A 16,637-nucleotide genomic window follows, 5' to 3' on the forward strand; every position below is an offset into this window, starting at 1 on the left:
GTGCAACCTTATGCAAGGTCTCTAATCATATCAATGATCTGTTTCCCGATTTGTTCCGCTTCTTCCTGGGAGTGTGCCTCCGAATAAACCCGGATGATCGGCTCGGTATTTGATTTCCGCAGATGTACCCACTTGTCCGGGAAATCGATCTTTACGCCGTCGATATCGGTTATCTTTTGGTTGCTGAATTTTTCTTTCATTTTTTCCAGTATTGTATCTGTATCGATATCGGGTGTGAGTTCCACCTTTTGTTTGGCCATAAAATAGACTGGCAGAGTCTTTTTCAACTCCGAGGGTGTCTTCCCCGATTTGGCAAGATAGGTGAGGAAGAGCGCTATGCCCACGAGCGCATCGCGTCCGTAATGGGATGCAGGATAGATGACTCCGCCATTTCCTTCACCGCCAATAACGGCGTCAACCTCTTTCATTTTCGTGACCACGTTCACTTCACCTACCGCGGCTGCGTGATAGGTGCCTCCTCTTGCAGTGGTAACATCCTGCAGGGCACGACTCGAGCTGAGGTTGGATACCGTATTGCCCGGAGTGTGTTGCAAAACATAGTCGGACACCGCCACCAAAGTATACTCTTCGCCAAAGGGTTCGCCATCTTCGCAGTAGATGGCCAGCCGGTCTACATCGGGATCTACGGCGAAGCCCACGCTCGCCTTGGAACTTTGGGTGAGGGAAGAGAGCTCCGTGAGGTTCTGAGGCAGTGGCTCGGGGTTGTGAGAAAAGTTGCCATGCGGGGCGCAGTGCAACTTGAAGATTTCCTTTACTCCCAGTGCGTATAACAATTCGGGGATGGCTACGCCACCCACGGAATTAACGCTGTCGACAGCTACCCTGAAGTTGGCTGCCTTGATCGCTTCTTTGTCCACCAGAGGAAGGGATAAAACGCTTTGAATATGTTCGTGCAGATACTGCTTTTGCGTAATCTTTCCCAATTCGTCCACCGGGGAGAACGAAAATTTTTCCGCTTCGGCAATAGAAAGGATTTCTTTTCCCTCCTCCGCATTGAGGAATTCCCCCCTGTTGTTGAGGAGCTTCAGGGCATTCCATTGCTTGGGATTGTGGCTTGCGGTGATAATGATGCCGCCGGCTGCCATTTCTTTTGTGACGGCAATCTCGGTGGTGGGCGTGGTTGCCAGACCGATATCGGTCACGTCACAGCCCATGCCCATCAGTGTGCCGGTGATGATCCGGTGCACCATCTCTCCCGAAATACGGGCGTCGCGACCCACAACAATTCGTGGTCTGCTTTCCGATGTTGCTTTTTTGATGAAGGCGGCGTAGGCGGCCGTGAATTTAACAATATCAAGCGGGGTGAGATTTTCTCCCGTTTCTCCGCCAATTGTACCTCTGATGCCGGAGATGGATTTGATCAATGTCATAAGAATTTTTCTTTATCGATAAATGGTTGTGACAGACGTAACATGTTGTAAAAGCTGTTGATCGTATGTAAAAACAGAACAAATGCCGGCGGGAACCTGTTAATAATGATTCCCGAAACGGTATTGTACCAGTTCATAGTAAGTTGGCTCGTACCTGGACTGATCGTACGAAGATCCCATGTTGAAGGGTACAATCATTTTTACCCTTCCGTTATGGCCTACATAACTTAGGGGAACCACCCACCCTGGAGTCGCGTAGTTGCCTTTGGTTGATGAGTTTACCGGACCTATGAACACAATCTCTTCCGGGTATATGCTTTTGAAATTGGAATACTGGGTAGTATCCTCTGTGTTGAAATAACGCAACCCGCTGAAACGTACATAGACTTCCTCTTTCCATTGAAGCTTTTGGATCGTATCGCCGTATTCAATAATGTGAAAATAGACACCTGTTGCGGGGTCTTTGTAAAATTCATTCTCTTTGAACGTGCCTGCCGAAGGAAAATCTTTGAGAATGGTGAGTCCGTTGGATTCAATAAACAGATCAATCGCCTTTTCTTCTGCTTTCAGATAATCGGCGTAGGTCATTCTATCCTTGCAGGAAACAGTGAGAAACAAAAATCCGGAGAGTATGAATACTATGAGATATACATGCTTCATATTAGTCTGTTGTATAAATGAAATGAACGTTTTCGTTAAGCATAAGCAGACAAACTTGTTTGTTCTGCCTGGCGTAGAAAACAACTAACTTTAGTGAATTGCAAAAGTACACAATCTGCTTCAAAAAACAGCCGTTAAGCAGAAATAAAAATGATTGATCCTTAAAGTGAGTTAAAGTTGGCTGATTGCTTCTTTCAGTTTTTTTTCATAGCTCCTGAGTCCCTCTGCATATATGCGGAGTGCTTCCTCGAATGTGCCATAATATTCTCCACCTGAGGCGTTTAGATGTCCACCTCCGTTGAAGAATTCCGCGGCAAATTCGTTGCATGGAAATGAGAGCTGTGAGCGAAATGATAGTTTTATCAGTCCTTCGTCTTCCCGGATGAATGTGGAAAAGATGATGTCTTTGATGCTGAGCGGATAATTAACGAAGCCTTCCGTGTCTCCCTTGCTGAACCGGAACTGCGCCTGATCATCCTTTGAAAGGTAAATGAGTGCTGCATGCAGATCGGGATAAATCTCCATGCGCTGCGAAAGGGTGAAGCCAAGCAAACGGAATCGTGCCTCGGAATAGTTGTGAAATACATGCGAATAGATGGCATCTTTATCAATTTTTTTGCGCAATAACAGGCTGATGATTTCAAATATTTCGGGATCGCTGGAATTATAGGTAAATCCACCGGTGTCGGTCATCATTCCGCAATAAATACATTCGGCCTCAGCCTGTGTCAGCTCATCATAGCTGCCTGCCTGAAATAAAAGTCTGAATATGAGCTCACTGGTTGAGGATATCTCGGGATGCGATACGACAATGTCAAATATTTCTCCGGGGAAAAGATGATGGTCGATCAGGATCTTTGTCGCAGGCGATGATTCCAGGATGGGACCCATCTCCCCCGCTCTTTTTGGAATATTGTAGTCGAGCGCAAAAATAAGCTCCGCACCCTGCAGGATGTGTTTTGCCGCAGAAGGATTGTACTCGTATATTTCCACCTCGTTAGCACCTTTCATCCATTTCAGAAAGTAAGGGAAAGAGTTTGGGACAATGATCCGTACCTGTTTGCCCCTGCCTTTGAGGAAATGATACAACGCGAGCGTCGACCCCAGTGCGTCGCCGTCGGGGGAAAGGTGGGTGGTAATCACGATCTTTTCGGATCTCTCCATGGCCTCCATGATTTCATTTACCTTTTGCGGCTGGATTACCTCGGAGATCGGTTCAGTAAAATTCATTTTTTACGCTCTTTTGAAGTGAAGAGGCAAAAGTACTAAAAATTCAGGGAAAAGGCTCCATTTTGAGTGACATCATGCACATCGACACCCAACAGCTGGCATTCGGCTGCCATCCGTGCTGCTGCTTTGCGGGAGAGTGAACTATCCAGGACAATGACAGAAGGAAGGACAAGGTCAATTAGCTGTCCCACGCGAAAGTTCGCATATTGTGAGAGAATAAGCACGTCCACCCGGAAAGGGTTTTCTGCTTGAAAATTCGACAATGAACTATCCGACAGACGGAGGATGCTTCTTCCCGGGTAAGGGAGGAACCCATTTTCCGGAATATCAAAAAAGTGACGTTTGTCATTCGCAAAGAGACCTATCTCGCTTCTTTCGAAACTGTTGAATACTACCAGCTGCGGTGCTGACTTACCCAGGTTCCCCTGCAGTGTGGACAATTGGAAAGCAAAGAGCGATGCCAATGCGATGATAAGTGCCCTGGGACGGTGGGTGAACAGGGAGCAGGCAAAAAGGAAGACAAAGATTATCAGCAGCAAAAGCTGGATGGCTGAAATATGGCTGTCGGTAACTTGCGCAAAAGGGAGCGATTCCGAAATACGGACAATGCGCAAGGTGATCCCGGCGAGAGTCTCCACGATCCATTGTAATATGGTTTCAAGACCATCGCTGAATATTCCGGCAACCACGAGGGAAGCGGAAGCATAGATAATGACTCCAACAAGAGGTACAACCAGCAGGTTGGTAATGAAAAACCAGGTGGGGAAGGTACCAAAGTAGTAGAGCACAAGTGGGAAGACGCCGAGCTGTGCAGCCGTAGAGACCGTAAGGAGATCCCAAACATATTTTCCCGCCTTGGTTTTAGGAGCATACAAATTGTACAACCCAGGCTGGAAATAGAGGATGGCAACCACGGCGCCGAAACTCATCTGAAAACTTACATCAAACAGGCTAAAAGGGCGAAACAGAAGAATGAAAAATGCAGAAGCAGTCAGGGTGTTGTACGTGAAGCCTCTCCGGTGCCGCATGTTGCCCAGGCAGAAGATGGTGATCATGATGGCCGCCCGCACTACTGACGCCGATCCGCCGGCAACGAATACGTACATCCAAAGTGTCAGGATGACCAGCCATTGGCGGAGAACACAGCGCACTCCCGACTTTCCCAGAAAGGAAAAGAGCAGATTGATCATCGCATAAATGATGCCCACATGCAATCCGCTAACCGCCAGTACATGCGCTGTGCCCGAGACCCGGAAGGCTTCCTGGATGTCGTCAGACAGGTCGTTCCTGTATCCGAGTGTAAGGGCCGAGATAAACGCACAGGCATCTTCGTCGTCGATCAGTGAACGGTATATGTTGAGCGCCTTTGCCCGCAGACGTTGCGACTGCGGCGTGATGGCATATGATTGCCGGCCTGTTTTCTGCCAGTCTGTTTCCGGCAAGTAGGCTGAGGCAGAGAAGCCTTTCATTTTCATGAAACGGGCATAATCGAAATCATCGGGGTTGCCAAAGTTGCGAAAAGGCTGCATCCTGGCATGGAAAAGTATTTCGTCGCCCGGCTCCAACTCTCTTGCAGCAAGATTTTTTGCAAGATACAGTTTCACTTTTCGCTGAAAAGGAATTGTTGTTTTTACGTTGCAGGCAATGGATCGAGGTTTTGTCTCCGGCAGGTCGAGGAGGGTGCCTGTATAATACCGGGCTTCATTGGAAAATGAAAACTGCGTGCTCCTTTCTTGTTCACGATATTGCAAAACCGCAAGGGAAAATAGGAACAGGCACATCCCGGTCCCAAATATCCAGCGGTACGGGAATTGGCATTTGTTCCCGGTAAAGTAGGAGAGGAACATGAGGGTAAGCCCTGTAAGGCTCAGGCAAAACAGGCCTGCATTCCATTGGGGAAAAAGCGCGGCCGCAATAATGCCGGCAATGACCGGTAACAGCAGGCGAAAGAAAGGTGTTTTTCCGATAAATGCGTTCATTATTTTACATGCCCGGGATATGCTACAGAATCACCGCTACATTCGTGAAGATGTGAACGACTGCAGCGGTCAAAAACGAGAGCCCTCCCTTACAGGGCCCGCAGCCGGCGGATAGTCCCCTTGGGATCATCCGAAGAGAAAACAAAACTTCCGGCGACAAGTACGTCGGCTCCGGCATCAACGAGCCTTTTTCCCGTGTCGAGGTTTACTCCGCCATCCACTTCAATGAGGGTAGAAGTATGTTGTCTCAGAATCATCTCTTTGAGTTGACCTACTTTCCTCACGGAATGTTCAATAAATCCCTGTCCACCGAAGCCTGGATTTACCGACATTAGCAGGACCATATCGAGATCGGGCAAGATGTCCTCCAGGAGGGATACCGGTGTGTGAGGGTTCAACGTGACGGCCGGTTTCATCCCCTTTTTTCTTATTTCCTGTATCACACGGTGCAAGTGAGTACACGCTTCGAAATGCACATTCATGTAAGTAGCGCCCATGGCGGCTATCTCGTCAACGAACTTGTCGGGATGGACAATCATCAAATGAACATCCAAAGGCTTTTTTGTAACCTCTCTCAAGCGGTTGATCACGGGAAAACCAAAAGAAATATTCGGCACAAAAACACCATCCATGATGTCGAGGTGGATCCAGTCTGCCTCACTTTGGTTGAGCATTTCCATCTCACTTTCCAGATTCAGAAAATCGGCCGCCAACAGCGACGGTGCGACTAATGTACCCATATCTATAGTATTGCAAGTTTCTGTTTCCAAAGGTAGATAAAATATTTAAACCATAAAAGAATCCTCCTTTTATGGAAGTACGATTGCCAAAAGGAGTGCCCTTAGCTTACCAGAAACGTGTTGTCCGGGATGTTGAGCCTGTTCTCTGTATGACAACTTCCTGCAAACTGACGTATCAGCCTTAGTGTAAGTTCGGAAGGTTGCGCTGAGCCGGAAGGCCCGCGTGCGGCAAATGGTCTGACTGAGTGTGTGCTTCTACTCATAAGCAATTGTTATTATGCAGTTAAAACGGGCATTTTTTTCTTTTATTGCAGCGAGACAAAAAAAACAGATAGAAACTTATTTATATGGACTTTTTACATATCTTTGCCTCGGTTAAACAATAATAAAGGAATAAGATGAGAAAAATAGTGTTTCTTTTCATAATGGGCAGCATTCTTTTTTCCTGCCAAAACAACAAGAATTATACAATCAGCGGTACAGTTGCCGATGGAGCGTATGAAGGTACCAATGTTTACATACAAGAAATGACCAACGACGCCATGGTTGTTGTCGACACTCTGGTTGTCACGAATGGTTCGTTTTCGCTAAAGGGAGTGGCAGACAGTACAGTACTTCGATTTATTTCGCTGGATGAATCAGTGAGTCCACAGCAGGAGAGCCGGGTTCCGGTATTGATTGAGCCTGGTAAGATTGAAGTATTGTTCGATACTGTGGTGACAGTAAAAGGCACAAAAGTAAACGATGCCTATACTGAATTTAGACAGCAGCAGAGAGAACTGGTGAAAAGTATCCGCAGTGTGATGGAGCAATACAATACTGCCAGTGCGGAAGGCTCCATGACTGATTCTCTGGAAGCCCAAATCAAGGCATCGTACGACAAAATCAGTGATCAGCTGACCGGCCTGAATTTCAATTTTATCAAAAACAACATCGGAAATGATCTGGGAAAATATGCGTTTCTCACTTCTTCCTCAATGTTTTCGCCGGAACAACAGAAGGAAATTCTCGAACTTGCCGACGATAATTTCAAGGCCCAGGAAAATATTCAGCGAGTCATTGTGAGGTTGGAAAATCTGGAGAATGTGGCTATAGGAAAAAAATTTGTCGATTTCACATTAAAAGATACGCAGGGTAACGATGTTTCTTTGTCTGACTATGCCGGAAACGGGAAGTATGTGCTGGTAGATTTTTGGGCTGCCTGGTGTGGACCATGCCGTCAGGAAATGCCCAACGTTGTCGCTGCATACGACAAGTACAAAACAAAAGGGTTTGAGGTTGTGGGAGTATCCTTCGATAAGGATCGCGAGAGCTGGATCCGGGGTATTGCAGAGCTAAAAATGACCTGGCCGCAAATGTCCGATTTGAGGTATTGGGAAAGCCCGGTAGTCGACCTATACGCTATCAACGGTATACCTCACACTATTCTTTTGGATAAGGAGGGCGTCATTATAGGAAAGGACCTGAGAGGCGATGCCCTTGATGCAAAATTGGCGGAATTGATGCCATAATGGTTTCGGTCACACCTGAAAAGAAGAATGAGCTACAGATTGTGGCTCATTCTTTTTCAATCCGAAATTTATCGCTATTTTTGCAAAAAAAGAAATTGACATGAAACCTCATAAAAAGGCATTCTTATTATCGTGTTTGGGTGTTTTTATGCCTTTTTTTTTCGGTCAACCCGCCAACGCTCAAAACGGCAGGTTTACAGTAGTGATTGATCCCGGTCACGGAGGAAAAGATCCCGGCGCAATTGGTGCTGATTCGAAGGAGAAAGATATCGTACTCGCTGTCGGCCGGAAATTGGGAAAGCTTATTGAGGATAATCATCCCGATGTCGATGTCCTGTATACCCGCAATTCGGATTATTTTGTTGCACTAAACCAACGTGCGGAAATAGCGAATAAGGCACATGCTAATTTATTCATATCCATCCATTGCAATGCACTCGACCGGCGGCGTGCGTCACCACAGGGAGTAGAAACGTTTGTGCTTGGGTTGCATCGCAGTAAAGACAACCTGGATGTGGCCAAGGCTGAGAACGCTGTGATCATGTATGAAGATGATTATTCGGTCAAATACGAAGGGTTTAATCCAAATGAGCCCGAGTCGTATATCATTTTTGAGTTTATGGCGAACGAGTTCCTATCTCAAAGTGTTTACCTTGCCACGCTCGTGCAAAATCAGCTGGTCACCAATTCGCGGCGAGTGAACAGGAGTGTGCGGCAGGCCGGCTTTTTGGTGCTGAGAGAGGTGGCCATGCCCAGCATACTCGTTGAACTGGGATACATCAGTAACAGACAAGATGAGAAGTACCTGAAGAGCCTGAGCGGCCAGAGTTCACTGGCCTCCTCCATATATAAGGGGTTTAAAGAATACAAGAGGGAGTATGACAAGAAAAGTAATGTGTTCACCCAATCCGGAACGAACAAACAGCAGTCCGGTGTAACACAATCCTCTGCCGCTACAGGCGGAAAGAGAGAATATCGTGTTCAGTTTCTCACTTCCTCCCGTAAATACGAAAACGGAGCGTCGGCTTTTAAAGGTTTGAATCCGGTTGACTTTTATACCGATGGCTCCACCTATAAATATACTTTCGGCAGCACCACAGACCAGGATGCAATCAAACAATCTCTCAGAGAAGTACAAAAAAAATTCAAAGATGCCTTTATCGTTGAATTTGAAGATGGGCTGCGCGTAAAATAACGATTAAAGAACCTATGAAGAAGACTTTTAGCAGGTATGCTGCCATAGGCCTGGCATTCATTGCCAGCATTGCAATGATATACTTCGGGATTAATTTTCTGAAAGGAGTAAATGTGCTGAAGAAGCAGAACCAGTATTATGCAATTTTTGAAGATGTTTCAAAGCTGCTTATCTCATCTCCCGTCTATGTGAAAGGATATCAAATAGGGTTGATCAATGATATCAAGATGGTCAGTGATGATCCGATGCGCTTTGCTGTTGGTATCAATCTTAAAGAGCAACTGCGCATTACCGAGGGCAGTTATCTCGAATACGGGGTTGATATGTTCGGTGCTTCCACGGTAAACCTGGTGATGGTACCATCTCGCGTTTACCTTCAGCCAGGCGACACTCTTGTCGGCGGCAAGGAGCTGGCTCTACTTGACGGGGTGGCAAAAGCAATGCCAAGGGCTGATTCCATTCTGATGCGGATAGACTCTGTTGTTTACTCGCTGCATATGCTTATATCGAATCCTATATGGAAGCATTCTATTGAAGGCATCGGAAGCACCGTGACACAATTGAACCGCTCCAGCGAAAGCCTGAACAGAATGGTGGGGGCGCTGGAGGCTGATCTGCCCGTTATCAGCAGTAATCTTTCCGATGTGTCAGCCAACTTGAAAGAGGTTACCGATGAACTGAATCAAATGGATCTGACGCAAACGCTTGCTTCGATCGACGAGACAGTGAATAACTTGAAAATACTGACTCAAAAAATGAACAGCAATGACAATTCGCTGGGCTTGTTGATGAACGACACCAGGTTGCACGATAGTTTGAATGTGACCATTGATTCTGCCACGAAACTGCTTGAAGATATACGGCAAAATCCAGAGCGTTACTTGAGCATCAAGGTACGTTTATTTTAAGTTGAAGAGGTTTCGATTTCGTACTCCCGAATAAATCTAATTAGAATTATTCTAAATAGGTGGATTTTGGGGAATGGGAACAAAACCCTTTGGTTATTCGGGGATAAGTAACAAAAATGTAATATATTTGTAATTATAAAAAAAGAAGTCCTTTTTTTGTATCGTGTTGTTAATCAGCCGTGATTGACCTATGGAGTGCTTTTAAAGTATTGAAAATCAAAAGTCTGCGAGTATCCTGTTGATAAATAGCGGTGTTTTTCGCAAACAGTTTTTTCAAAAAAAAGATCATTTTTTTATCTCGTTTTTTTTTTGAAAATTTGTACTCCTATTACGTTACGGAAAAGAAAAAGATCATTTTAAATTCAATGAAGAGCGACTGTCGGTTTTTATGGAACAATTGTTTGAATGTCATTCGGGACAATATCCCCGAACCGGCATTTAATACATGGTTTCTGCCCATTGTGCCGTTAAAATACGTGGATCATGTGCTTACAGTACAAGTACCAAGTCAGTTTTTCTATGAATATCTGGAAGATAAGTATCTTGATCTTATCCAGCAAACCCTTTACCGTGAAATAGGCGAGGGGACTATTCTTAATTACCGGATTCTGGTAGAAACAGAGAGTAATACTGCCGTTGAACTTCGGGGAGAGAGCAAACCGCTTGCCGGAAAAGACAAGACTGTTTCCAGAAAAATAACTGCTAAGGTACCCAGTCCATTTGACAGGGTAGAGACATCGGAATTCGATTCTCAGATCAATTCAAAGTACACTTTTTACAATTTTTTTGAGGGTGAGAGCAATCGTCTGGCACGTACTGCGGCCGAGGCGGTAGCCAATAACCCGGCAAAAACAGCATTCAATCCTCTTTTTGTTCATGGATATTCCGGTGTGGGGAAAACGCATCTTTGTCACGCCATAGGTTCAAAAGTGGAAGCACTGTACCCCGATAAAAAAGTCTTGTATTTATCGGCTCATCTGTTCAAAGTCCAGTTTACCGATGCCCGCAGGTTTAATACAATCAACGATTTTATTAATTTTTACCAGAGCATCGATGTGCTTATTATCGACGATATTCATGAATTGTCGGGCCTGGAAAAAACGCAGAATACCTTCTTTCACATATTCAATCACCTGCATCAGAATAACAAACAACTGGTGATGACTTCCGACTGTGCGCCCATGGATATGCAGGGAATGGAAGAGCGCCTGCTTACCCGTTTTCGCTGGGGGCTCAGCACCAAGCTGGAACGCCCCGATAAGGAGCTTCGAAAAAAAATTCTGCAAAACAAAGTTTTGTCCGATGGCCTTTCCATTCCGGCCAATGTAATCGATTTTATTGCAGAGAATGTAACGGAGAATGTGCGCGACCTGGAGGGTATCGTTGTTTCGTTGATGGCACATTCAATCATCAATAATCGTGAGATCGACATGAATCTGGCACGACGGGTGTTGGAACAGAGCATTAAGTTTGAAAGAAAACGCATTACCGTCCAGAAGATACAGGATACGGTGTCGGAGTTCTTCAATATCAAGAAAGAGTTGATTCAGTCTTCTTCGCGCAAGCGTGAAATTGTGCAGGCGCGTCAAGTCACCATGTATTTTATCAAAAAGCATACGGAACTGTCTCTTTCCCAGATTGGTGTGCAAGTGGGTAACCGAAATCATGCCACCGTACTCCACGCTTGCAATACAGTAAAAAACTTTTACGAGGTTGACAAAGGTTTCCGCTCCGACATTGAAGAGATTGAAAAGATCCTTAACTCCTGATTTTTTGTAACAAGCCGTCTCGCCAGAGACATTTATTTATTTTTCGCTCTTTTTATCGGGGCGTCTTGATGAATTCATTATATTTGCCCACAGCCGGAATCTTTCCGGAATGGATTGGCTATATCATAGAAGTATGAGTTATTCTCACCACAGCATCCTTACTGCTTTTTTTTTATTTGTAACCGGCACCCTCAGCAGCCAGGTTCCAGAAGGCTATTATGCCGATGCAGATGGTAAAAGAGGCGCAGAGTTAAAAACGGCGCTGTTTCAGATTATAAAAGATCCACAGGTGGTATCTTATGCCAGTTTATGGGAGTTTTTCCGGGTAACTGATGCGCAGAGGAACAACAAGGTGTGGGATATGTATTCCGATGAGCCGGGAAAAGGGCCGGAATACCTGTATGATTTCAGGAATAACCGATGCGGCTCCTATCGCAGGGAGGGGGACTGCTACAACCGGGAACATACGTTGCCGAGAAGCTGCTTCAAAGGAACAGAATCCCTTGAGTCCGACCTTTTTCACCTTTATCCCACCGATGGTTACGTGAACAACAGACGCGGTGACCTGCCTTTTGGAGAGGCAGGCATAACTTATTGGCAATCTTCAAATGGGTCGAAGATCGGACAAAATACATTTGGCGGTTACACACAGACGATATTTGAACCCATTGATGCATACAAAGGAGATTTTGCGCGTACGCTTTTTTATGTGGTCACCGCATACGAAGATCAATTGTCACTCTGGCGCTCCGATCAGGTAGGAGGCAGCCGTTATCCCGGTTTTAGCGACTGGTCGTTGCACTTAATGCTGAAATGGCACCGGGAGGATCCTGTCAGCATCAAGGAGGTGCGCAGAAATGAGGAGGTTTATCGTATTCAAAAAAACCGCAATCCCTATATCGACTATCCCGAATTGGTCGAATACGTCTGGGGCGACTTCAAGACCTCTTGCTTTGAACCTACCTCACTTTCGGACAGTTTTTTGAAGATTGAATGCAGCCCGTTTGAACGCTGGCTGCAGGATGTGAAGGGGTACTTCAAACGAAATAACCCATGAGGCATTGGCTGCTTTCCCTTTTGCTTTGCTTTCTCCCCGTTTCGAACTGCTTGGCTGTAGTACCTTCAACACTGAAAATTGCGCTAATCACGGATGTACATTATCTTTCCCCTCAATTGATCAAAGAAGGTGATGCCCTCAAGGCATTCGAAGCGGCATCCGGAAGAAGAACGAGAGAGCTGCATGAGGTGCTGGACGAGGTGCTGGCTGCTCTTGGCAGAGAGAAACCGGATATTCTCCTTGTTACGGGAGATTTGAGCAACCACGGAGAACTGGTGAGCCACTCCGGTTTTGTTGAAAAACTTCGCCCGCTGCAAAATGCAGGAACTCGGATTTATGTGATCCCCGGGAACCACGACATACTTGTTCCCGATCCCAAAGCCTATAAAGGTAGTGTAAGTACTCCTGTGAAGGGTGTTACGCCTGATGAATTTGCCCGGCTGTACGGTGATTTCGGTTATGATGAAGCGCTGCTGAGAGATGACGCATCGCTCAGTTATATGGTGGAGATAAATGAGAAAATTTGGCTGTTGGCTATCGACAGTAACAGGTATAACGAACAGCATTCTACCTCTATCTCTGGGGGGCGTATTCGCCCGGAAACCCTGGAATGGGCACTAGAAATACTTCGGAAAGCCCGAGAAAAGGAGGTGATGGTGTTGGGGATGATGCACCACGGATTGGTTGAACATATGCCATATCAGGAGGCTTTTTTTTCTGATTACCTTATTGAGGATTGGAGGCAGCAGGCCAATAAACTGGCCGATGCGGGACTTGGTGTCATCTTCACGGGCCATTTCCATGCCAACGACATCACCCTTCATACCTCTCCTGCAGGCAACCCGATTTACGACATAGAGACTGCCAGCCTGGCACAGTATCCTTTTGCTTACCGGGTCATGCAATTGCAGGGGAATGAGCTCCACGTAAATACCCGGTTCGTGACATCCATACCCGGAAATCCTGATGTTGAAAATGAATCTCGCCGTCGACTGGAGACGATTACGCGTCGTGTAGCGCAAAACCGGCTGGATATACCATGGGTGCCGATTCCGGAAGAAGTAAAAAACAATCTGATCGAGATGATCGTGCAGCTGCATCTGATGCATGTGCGGGGTGACGAAACGACGAATCCCGACCTGCGGGAGTCAATCAGACTTTTCGCTACCATGATGGGCGCAGAAGCGGATATGGAGTCGTTTGCGTTTGATTTTCCACCGGAGGACAAGGAAGTTTTGCTGACTATTGGGGTGAAGTAACGGGGTGTGAAATTGGCAATGAATTGATTGATGAAGAAAAAGGGTATATTATGAAGGAGTGCAATCTATTGCAAACATGTATGAAACCCGGATATGTTGAAGCCGGATGCGACGAGGCGGGACGGGGGTGTCTTGCCGGCCCTGTATTCGCGGCGGCCGTGGTGTTGCCACCCGGTTTTTCCTGCATGAAGCTGAACGATTCCAAACAGTTGACCGAAAAAAAACGGGATGAATTGCGTGCGGTGATCGAGAAAAATGCGTTGAACTATGCAGTTGCTTCCTGCTCTCCCCAAGAGATTGATGAAATGAATATCCTGTGGGCCTCGGTTGAGGCAATGCACCGGGCATTGAGGAAGCTGTCGGTGACTCCTGCCCATATTCTGGTAGATGGAAATCGATTCCGCCCCTTCGGGAAGATCCCTTATACTTGTGTAGTGAAGGGGGACGCTTTATTTCAATCCATCGCTGCTGCCTCTATTCTGGCTAAGACCTATCGCGACGAGTATATGCGGGGATTGCACGAAAAATATCCCCGGTACGGCTGGGCATGCAACAAAGGTTATCCCACGAGGAAGCACCGGCAGGCAATTCTGGAGGAGGGCATCACTCCTATGCACCGGAAAAGCTTTCAACTTGTTGAACGTCAGTTGGAATTTGTCTTTCAATAAATTTGTTTATTTTTTCATTGAGAGCGCGATGCGTTTCCGTTCTATGTCGACCGACAATACTTTCACTTCCACATGTTGGTGGAGCGACACCACTTCCGTCGGGTTTGAAACGAACCGATCGGCGATTTCCGAGATATGTACCAGCCCGTTCTCCTTGATCCCAATATCTACAAAACAGCCGAAGTTGGTGATGTTGGTCACGATGCCGGGAAGCTTCATTCCTTCTTTCAAATCGTTGATGGTGCGGATATCCGGATCAAATTCCAGCATCTGTACTGTAGAGCGAGGGTCGCGTCCCGGTTTTTCCAGCTCCTGCAAGATGTCGGTCAATGTTTCGGCGCCAGCCTCTTCGGTCATGTAGCGGTTTATGTCGATGGCCATTATCAACGGTTTGTTCCGGATCAGTTCTTTCACGGAGCAGTGCAGGTCGCGGGCCATTCTCTCCACAATGGGATAGCTTTCGGGATGCACTGCCGAGTTGTCAAGCGGGTTTTCTGCATCGGCAATGCGCAAGAATCCAGCGCACTGTTCAAATGCCTTTGGTCCCAGCCTGGGTACTTTTTTTAGTTCTTTTCGTGAACGGAAAGGGCCGTTTGCGGAACGCCAATCCACGATATTTTGTGCCAGTGATTCTCCCAGTCCCGACACATAGGTGAGAAGATGCCTGCTCGCCGTGTTGAGGTTCACGCCTACAAGATTCACGCAACTCTCCACGGTCTGATCGAGAGAATGCTTCAGCTTTGTTTGATCCACATCGTGCTGATACTGCCCAACACCAATCGACTTTGGGTCAATTTTCACCAACTCCGCAAGCGGATCGCTCAGACGTCGTCCAATAGAAACAGCGCCCCGCACCGTCACATCATATTCCGGGAACTCCTCCCGGGCTGTCTTCGATGCGGAATAGACCGATGCTCCACTCTCGCTCACCACAAACACCTTCACCTCCTTCTCGTACCGGAGGTTCGAGATGAACCGTTCTGTTTCACGGCTTGCAGTGCCGTTTCCAATAGCAATGGCATCGATTCTATAGGTGGAGACCAGCTTCACAACCTTGCCTGCCGATTTGGAAAATTCGTTCTGCGGCGGATGAGGGTAGATGGTTTCGTTGTGTAGCAGATCCCCTTGTTCGTTCAGGCAGACAACTTTACAGCCGGTTCGGAAGCCGGGGTCGATGGCCAAAATACGTTGTTGTCCCAGCGGAGGAGCCAGCAATAATTGACGCAGGTTTTCGGCAAAAACGGCAATTGCCGCTTCATCGGCTTTCTCCTTGGAAAGATTGGCGAACTCTGTTTCGATGGAGGGCTTCAACAAACGTTTGTATGCATCTGTAACCGCCTCCTCCACGTAATCGGCTGCCGGAACATTATTCTTGGCGTACCGGGGTACAAGCCTGTCTAGACATTTCTCGTCGTCGGGCGAAATGGTGATGCGCAAAAAACCTTCTGCCTCGCCACGACGAATTGCCAAAATCCGGTGTGACGGGCATCGCCACAATGGCGTCGAGAAATCAAAATAATCTGTATATTTCTCACCTTCCTCCTCCTTGCCTTTAATCACCTTTGACGTAATAAAAGCTTCGCGAGAAAAAATATTCCGTATCAATTGACGGGTTCTTGCATCTTCGTTTACCCATTCGGCAATGATATCGCATGCTCCCTTCAATGCCGATCCGGTATCGGGAACATCATCATGTACAAACTGCTTCGCTTTGGTTTCTACCGAACCCTCCTTCTGCATCATCAGCCATTTGGCCAGACCTTCCAACCCTTTCCTGCGGGCAATTTCGGCACGTGTCTGCCGTTTTGGCTTGAAGGGGAGGTACAGGTCTTCCAGTTCGGCGCTGTCCCAGCAGCCGTGAATTTGTTCCGAAAGCTCCGGCGTCAGCTTCTCTTGCGATTTGATGGATTGTAACACAAATTCTTTTCGCTTCTCCAGTTCGCGGTATTTTTCGTTCCATATCCTGATGTTCCCTATCTGCACCTCATCAAGACCGCCGGTAGCCTCTTTGCGGTAGCGGCTGATGAATGGGATGGTAGCTCCACCTTCGAGCAACTGGACGGTGCTTTCCACGCTTTTGAGCGAGAGACTGAGCGACCTCGAAATAAATGAATAAACGTCGGACATCTGTAAAGTTTTAGATCGTTGTGAGGGAGAGGCTGAGCAAGCCTCCATGCAACCCCATTCCGCCCCAGCCGGCTATAGCTGGCTACAGGCATATTGCAAAAGTACAAGAAATTTCTGTATCTTTACCTCTTTAAACAGCTACA

Annotated in this window: 13 protein-coding genes; 7 read left to right on the forward strand and 6 right to left on the reverse strand. The window is 46.8% G+C overall.

Translation table 11 applies throughout. The features are described from left to right. Positions 1-8: 8 nt before the first annotated feature. From glmM to rpe, 5 genes are all read right to left on the reverse strand, one after another. Entirely contained in the window at positions 9-1,391 is a 1,383-nt protein-coding gene (gene glmM, locus B3Z75_RS03165) for a phosphoglucosamine mutase (RefSeq protein WP_294067686.1), read from the reverse strand. A 99-nt stretch (positions 1,392-1,490) separates the two neighbouring features. Further along, the gene (locus tag B3Z75_RS03170; protein WP_294067688.1) at positions 1,491-2,051 is read right to left on the reverse strand and encodes a DUF4827 family protein; all 561 of its coding nucleotides are present in this window, start codon (positions 2,049-2,051) and stop codon (positions 1,491-1,493) included. Positions 2,052-2,222: 171 nt separating this feature from the next. After that, entirely contained in the window at positions 2,223-3,281 is a 1,059-nt protein-coding gene (locus tag B3Z75_RS03175; RefSeq protein WP_414702853.1) for a DHH family phosphoesterase, read from the reverse strand. A gap of 35 nt (positions 3,282-3,316) precedes the next feature. Further along, complete coding sequence (locus B3Z75_RS03180) at positions 3,317-5,260, reverse strand: ComEC/Rec2 family competence protein (RefSeq protein ID WP_294067690.1); 1,944 nt, start codon at positions 5,258-5,260, stop codon at positions 3,317-3,319. A gap of 89 nt (positions 5,261-5,349) precedes the next feature. Next, positions 5,350-6,000: a ribulose-phosphate 3-epimerase gene (gene rpe / locus B3Z75_RS03185; RefSeq protein WP_294067692.1), complete on the reverse strand. Its 651-nt coding sequence runs from the start codon at positions 5,998-6,000 to the stop codon at positions 5,350-5,352. Between the two features lie 398 nt (positions 6,001-6,398). Between rpe and B3Z75_RS03190 the strand changes: the two genes are divergently transcribed. The 7 genes from B3Z75_RS03190 to B3Z75_RS03220 all read left to right on the forward strand — a co-directional run bounded on the left by B3Z75_RS03190 (position 6,399) and on the right by B3Z75_RS03220 (position 14,367). Further along, on the forward strand, positions 6,399-7,511 hold the full coding sequence (locus B3Z75_RS03190) for a TlpA disulfide reductase family protein (protein WP_294067694.1): 1,113 nt from the start codon (positions 6,399-6,401) through the stop codon (positions 7,509-7,511). A 100-nt stretch (positions 7,512-7,611) separates the two neighbouring features. After that, positions 7,612-8,706: an N-acetylmuramoyl-L-alanine amidase family protein gene (locus B3Z75_RS03195; protein WP_294067696.1), complete on the forward strand. Its 1,095-nt coding sequence runs from the start codon at positions 7,612-7,614 to the stop codon at positions 8,704-8,706. Between the two features lie 14 nt (positions 8,707-8,720). Continuing rightward, positions 8,721-9,614, forward strand: a complete 894-nt coding sequence (locus tag B3Z75_RS03200; RefSeq protein ID WP_294067698.1) for an MlaD family protein — start codon at positions 8,721-8,723, stop codon at positions 9,612-9,614. 365 nt (positions 9,615-9,979) lie between these two features. Beyond that, positions 9,980-11,383, forward strand: a complete 1,404-nt coding sequence (dnaA, locus tag B3Z75_RS03205) for a chromosomal replication initiator protein DnaA (protein ID WP_294067700.1) — start codon at positions 9,980-9,982, stop codon at positions 11,381-11,383. A 133-nt stretch (positions 11,384-11,516) separates the two neighbouring features. After that, positions 11,517-12,440, forward strand: a complete 924-nt coding sequence (locus B3Z75_RS03210; protein ID WP_294067702.1) for an endonuclease — start codon at positions 11,517-11,519, stop codon at positions 12,438-12,440. Next, positions 12,437-13,699 (forward strand): metallophosphoesterase family protein, encoded by a 1,263-nt coding sequence (locus tag B3Z75_RS03215; protein WP_294067704.1) that lies wholly within the window; start codon positions 12,437-12,439, stop codon positions 13,697-13,699. Before B3Z75_RS03210 ends, B3Z75_RS03215 begins: the two co-directional genes overlap by 4 nt. Before the next feature lie 50 nt (positions 13,700-13,749). Next, complete coding sequence (locus B3Z75_RS03220) at positions 13,750-14,367, forward strand: ribonuclease HII (protein WP_294067706.1); 618 nt, start codon at positions 13,750-13,752, stop codon at positions 14,365-14,367. Between the two features lie 6 nt (positions 14,368-14,373). On the opposite strand, the gene B3Z75_RS03225 is transcribed toward B3Z75_RS03220, so the two are convergent. Further along, on the reverse strand, positions 14,374-16,494 hold the full coding sequence (locus B3Z75_RS03225; RefSeq protein WP_294067708.1) for a Tex family protein: 2,121 nt from the start codon (positions 16,492-16,494) through the stop codon (positions 14,374-14,376). Positions 16,495-16,637 lie beyond the last annotated feature (143 nt).

Origin of the sequence: Proteiniphilum sp. UBA1028, assembly GCF_002316955.1 — a bacterium.
Lineage (GTDB): Bacteria > Bacteroidota > Bacteroidia > Bacteroidales > Dysgonomonadaceae > Proteiniphilum.

Bases quoted from the DNA above. Each gene is read 5' to 3' on its own strand.
- glmM (WP_294067686.1), bottom strand. From the start codon at position 1,391: ATGACATTGATCAAATCCATCTCCGGCATCAGAGGTACAATTGGCGGA.
- B3Z75_RS03170 (WP_294067688.1), bottom strand. From the start codon at position 2,051: ATGAAGCATGTATATCTCATAGTATTCATACTCTCCGGATTTTTGTTT.
- B3Z75_RS03175 (WP_414702853.1), bottom strand. From the start codon at position 3,281: ATGAATTTTACTGAACCGATCTCCGAGGTAATCCAGCCGCAAAAGGTA.
- B3Z75_RS03180 (WP_294067690.1), bottom strand. From the start codon at position 5,260: ATGAACGCATTTATCGGAAAAACACCTTTCTTTCGCCTGCTGTTACCG.
- rpe (WP_294067692.1), bottom strand. From the start codon at position 6,000: ATGGGTACATTAGTCGCACCGTCGCTGTTGGCGGCCGATTTTCTGAAT.
- B3Z75_RS03190 (WP_294067694.1), top strand. From the start codon at position 6,399: ATGAGAAAAATAGTGTTTCTTTTCATAATGGGCAGCATTCTTTTTTCC.
- B3Z75_RS03195 (WP_294067696.1), top strand. From the start codon at position 7,612: ATGAAACCTCATAAAAAGGCATTCTTATTATCGTGTTTGGGTGTTTTT.
- B3Z75_RS03200 (WP_294067698.1), top strand. From the start codon at position 8,721: ATGAAGAAGACTTTTAGCAGGTATGCTGCCATAGGCCTGGCATTCATT.
- dnaA (WP_294067700.1), top strand. From the start codon at position 9,980: ATGAAGAGCGACTGTCGGTTTTTATGGAACAATTGTTTGAATGTCATT.
- B3Z75_RS03210 (WP_294067702.1), top strand. From the start codon at position 11,517: ATGAGTTATTCTCACCACAGCATCCTTACTGCTTTTTTTTTATTTGTA.
- B3Z75_RS03215 (WP_294067704.1), top strand. From the start codon at position 12,437: ATGAGGCATTGGCTGCTTTCCCTTTTGCTTTGCTTTCTCCCCGTTTCG.
- B3Z75_RS03220 (WP_294067706.1), top strand. From the start codon at position 13,750: ATGAAGGAGTGCAATCTATTGCAAACATGTATGAAACCCGGATATGTT.
- B3Z75_RS03225 (WP_294067708.1), bottom strand. From the start codon at position 16,494: ATGTCCGACGTTTATTCATTTATTTCGAGGTCGCTCAGTCTCTCGCTC.